Origin of the sequence: Idiomarina zobellii (assembly GCF_900100855.1) — a bacterium.
In the GTDB taxonomy this organism is placed as follows: Bacteria; Pseudomonadota; Gammaproteobacteria; order Enterobacterales; family Alteromonadaceae; genus Idiomarina; species Idiomarina zobellii.
In genome coordinates, this window is the sequence record NZ_FNCB01000028.1 from 1 (window position 1) to 3,411 (window position 3,411).

Genomic DNA, 3,411 nt, shown 5'->3' on the forward strand with positions numbered 1-3,411 from the left:
ACACTGTCTCAGCTAACCATCCACTTTGAAGGTCGACTGGATGGCCACATAGATTTATGAAAACTTGGCTGACACAGAATATTGAACACTCTCTTCGAACATCCAAACAAAGCTCCTCTCATCACAGCTTATACGCATATTCTGGGCATTCCCGAAAATAACTTAGTTTGGACTTACCTTAACAAAGGCACGCATGAAGAAGCTGATCGTGATGATTTTGATAGCGAACAAGTTGAAAAAGTTGTCCAAACATTAGAAGGCATTGATCAGCTAGACTTAAGGCCAAATAGATAAAATTCTGGAAAGTGGTATACTACAACTCAGAATTTTAGGAAAAGTGGAGATATTTCTCTACTTTTCTGGAAAAGGTCACTAAGCCTTATCACATAGAACTTTCCAGATTTTTTACAGAACCTACCTGTGTTGGTACTTATGCACGATGCGCTAGCCTTAGGTTTTAAGCCCTCTGAAAGAGTCAGGGGGCTTTCTTCCCCCAAAGACTGCCGCACCATCCAAAAAACCGCTTTAATGTAACTAAATTCAGTTACATTTGAAAAAGTAACTGAAAACGGTTACATTCTTAAATGTAACTATAATCAGTTACTTTTCTGAGTTATTTGGGCAATCATATGAAAAAGCATGTTATAGCAGTTATCACAGGCGATATCGTTGACTCACGAAGTTTGAGTTCAGCGCATTATGATGAGCTACTAAAACAGCTTAAGAACGAGCTGACGACCTTTGAAGCAAGCAACAAAGCTACTTTCGACATCTACAGGGGGGACTCTTTTCAAATCACCTTCTTTTGCCCCTGGGAAGCGTTAAAAGCAGCCATACTGATTCGTCTTAGGCTCAAATCTAATAATTATAAAATCGACGTGCGTCAGAGTATCGCCATCGGTAACGTAAAAGATCTTAGAGAGGATGTGAAAACCTCTACCGGGCAAGCCTTTATCTTATCAGGCAAACACCTAGATGAAATGAAGTCACACCGCCTCGTTTTCAGCTCCGAAAACAAGCTACTGAATCGCCATATTCCTATTGTTGTGAAGTTACTCGACACTCATCTCAGTTCCTTGACACCCATGCAAGCTGAAGCGCTCTATTTATATTTACTAGATGACTCACAGACACACGCCGAGCTTGCAAATAAGTTGGGAAAAAGTCGCGCTAATACCACAAAAATCCTTAATAGCAGTGAATACTTGCTCGTTGCTGACTCAATTCAATATTTTGAAACACTGGTTCATGAGGAGCTCAATCATGATTGATCATTTTGTCATACTGGCCCTGTTAATTTTGGCTCATGTTGTCGGTGACTTTTATTTGCAAACCAGCCGCAGTATAAAAAGTAAGTCTTCTCAAGGGGCTAAAACCTCAATACTGGCAAACCTGCGGCACGCAGCCTCTCACACCCTTCTTGCTCTTATCGTTTTGTTATTTACCTCAAGCTTTGAGTTCACTCTGATATGGGCAAGTTTAGTGATCGGCGGCACTCACTTCGTGATTGACCTCATTAAGTCACACTTGCCTAAATGCAAAGGTTCGCTACTCTGCTTTAACGTCGATCAGTTGCTACATTTCATTGTCATTCTCAGTGTCTGGGCATACCTGTTCGGCTACTTTGCCTTTATCAATGTCGACACACTACGACACGCGATCACGTTGGAGTTTGTCGCAATCACACTTTCTTACCTGCTGATTTTAAAACCAACTTCTATTGTTATTCAGTTCGTACTTAAGCCTTGGCGTTTATCAAATAATACCGACAGCTATAGTCAGGGCAGCGAAGAATCGCTGGACAAAGCAGGTTCCTTAATTGGAATTTTAGAGAGATTTATTATTTTAACGCTTATTTTGATGAACCAATTTACCGCTATTGGGTTCGTTATTGCCGCAAAATCAATTCTGCGATTTAAAGACGAGAGCAAACATGAATACGTCCTTCTAGGAACAGTCACTAGCCTCTCCATTGTTTTACTCATAGGCTTAATCACCCAGTCAATATTGGCATACTAATGATTCCATCCGGCGGCTATTATTGCCATACCGGTTAAAGTAAAAGCAGCACCTACCACGTCATAGGTAGACAGCGAAACACCTTCCACGGCTTTTAACCAAAGCAACGCAGTTACGACATACACCCCACCATAAGCAGCATAAACTCGGCCACTTTCCGCTGGGTGTAAGGTAAGTAACCAGGCAAACAGAGCCAAACTAATTGCCGCAGGTATCAATAACCATGCACTTCCATCTTTTTTCAACCACAGGTAAGGTAAGTAGCAGCCTACAATTTCAGCAATAGCGGTTATAAAAAACAGTCCGAGCGTTTTAGTGACTAACAAAGCAGACATAGTCAGCGCCTTTAGATAGGGAAATTAAATTATGCGTTCTACTATAAAAGAAATAATGACATACAACACCTTTCTCTCCAGTTGCTTCTTAGCCTTTACTCTGCTCTCTCTGGGTGTTGCTAATGCCGCACCAATAGAGCCCGAGTGCAGTTATGACAAAGAAAAAATGCTGGAACTAAGCCCCAGAGCGTTTGATCAAAACTATGACGAAGGTTGGCCCTCATTAGTTAAAAATGGCGAATGCCTGAAGCCAGCGGCTGATCTTATCCACCTCTATTACACAAAGAACAAAGTCCCGGAAGGTGCCATGAAAACATTGGTATGGCACGAAGGGCAACTTCGCGCTGAAACGGGGCAATATCAACGCGCTATTGAGCTAATGGAGAAGGCAACCAAACCTGCTGAAAAAGACGGTTCCGGATGGAATCATTACGTTAACGCAACAATCGCGTTTTTAGAGTCCGATTTAAATAAACTGAAAGCCTACAGGGAAAAGCTGGCTATGGTTCCAAAACCCGCCGGATTTAACCCCAGAGATGCACAAGGAAACCCTGTCGACGTGCCGTGGCCGCCTAATTTAAGTATCGTTGATAGCTTTATTCGCTGCTTTGGCAAAACTTACGCTGAAGTCTATGCTGGGTGCCCTAGGAACAAGTAGCCTTTAAAAAACTGAAGCTCAATAATGGATAATCGTAAATTTGCAGCCGACAGGTAATATTTCTTGGTCACTTTTGGTGACAACTATTTTATCTGCGGTTTTCATGCCTGCGTAGGTCTCCACCGAAATTTGAGAGAGTTCTAACGTTACCGAATTTTTAAAATCACTGAATTTCGCATGAATTGTAGAAGGTAAAATTGATTGGTAACTGCCTCTGTAAGAGGTAATCTCTTCGTTCTCTATATAAATACTAAGCTTCATATTCTTGTCAAACTCAAGAATCAGGCGTTGTTCGTTGCAAGTCTTGAGAGTGTTCAATATTCTGTGTCAGCCAAGTTTTCATAAATCTATGTGGCCATCCAGTCGACCTTCAAAGTGGATGGTTAGCTGAGACAGTGT

Annotated in this window: 4 protein-coding genes; 3 read left to right on the forward strand and 1 reads right to left on the reverse strand. The window is 41.7% G+C overall.

Annotation, left to right across the window (positions count from 1 at the left end; genetic code table 11):
• The first annotated feature begins 629 nt into the window (after nucleotides 1-629).
• Both BLT32_RS12955 and BLT32_RS12710 read left to right on the forward strand, forming a co-directional pair.
• Nucleotides 630-1,271: a hypothetical protein gene (locus BLT32_RS12955; RefSeq protein WP_053954631.1), complete on the forward strand. Its 642-nt coding sequence runs from the start codon at nucleotides 630-632 to the stop codon at nucleotides 1,269-1,271.
• Nucleotides 1,264-2,019: a DUF3307 domain-containing protein gene (locus BLT32_RS12710; protein WP_053954632.1), complete on the forward strand. Its 756-nt coding sequence runs from the start codon at nucleotides 1,264-1,266 to the stop codon at nucleotides 2,017-2,019. The genes BLT32_RS12955 and BLT32_RS12710 overlap by 8 nt, the downstream gene beginning before the upstream one ends.
• Here the strand turns inward: BLT32_RS12710 and BLT32_RS12715 are convergent.
• Entirely contained in the window at nucleotides 2,016-2,354 is a 339-nt protein-coding gene (locus tag BLT32_RS12715; protein ID WP_053954633.1) for a YnfA family protein, read from the reverse strand. The two genes, BLT32_RS12710 and BLT32_RS12715, sit on opposite strands and share 4 nt — an antisense overlap.
• Before the next feature lie 31 nt (nucleotides 2,355-2,385).
• Here BLT32_RS12715 and BLT32_RS12720 point away from each other — a divergent pair, with 31 nt between their 5' ends.
• Complete coding sequence (locus tag BLT32_RS12720; protein WP_053954634.1) at nucleotides 2,386-3,012, forward strand: hypothetical protein; 627 nt, start codon at nucleotides 2,386-2,388, stop codon at nucleotides 3,010-3,012.
• Nucleotides 3,013-3,411: the final 399 nt, after the last annotated feature.